The 494-nt window shown below is 58.7% G+C and carries 1 protein-coding gene; it reads left to right on the plus strand.

Annotated elements, in window-relative coordinates:
• Positions 1 to 81: 81 nt before the first annotated feature.
• On the plus strand, positions 82 to 494 hold a 413-nt coding region (locus tag O7A61_RS32385; protein WP_337133203.1), incomplete at its 3' end, for a hypothetical protein.

Genomic DNA, 494 nt, shown 5'->3' on the forward strand with positions numbered 1-494 from the left:
ACAACCGCGCCGACGGGATATCAAGCTGTTTGTGATGGACTGCCAGGCGCTCCTTCGGGGGGGTCGTCACCTGATTCCTCATTGGCCGACGGTGACGGCGATGGGCTTGATTCGGTAAATGCCAATGGTTCGGGCGCTTTCGGTCTCGGGACCGGCGACTTTCTTGGCAATGGCCATCAGCAGCCGTTCTTCTCGGGCAGCGGCGGAACGATAAGAAAGGCCACACTTTCAAACGGCACGTGGCAGCCAAGCGGAGCATCGTTCGCAATCGGCTGTCCTTGGACATCTTACTCGGGCGACGGTACTTGTGTGGTCGCCGACATCAATGGCGACGGTGCCTCGGACATCTTCCGCTTTGATGGTGTTTACGACATCATTGGCCTTTGGCTTTCGACCGGGTCTGGTTTCAAGAGCTACACGGTTTCTCCGATGGCTGGCACCTCGGCGGTCGTCCGCGACTTCGACAACAGTGGCAAGGCCTCCGTCATCACCAT

Origin of the sequence: Mesorhizobium sp. Cs1321R2N1 (genome assembly GCF_037179725.1) — a bacterium.
GTDB lineage: Bacteria > Pseudomonadota > Alphaproteobacteria > Rhizobiales > Rhizobiaceae > Mesorhizobium > Mesorhizobium salmacidum.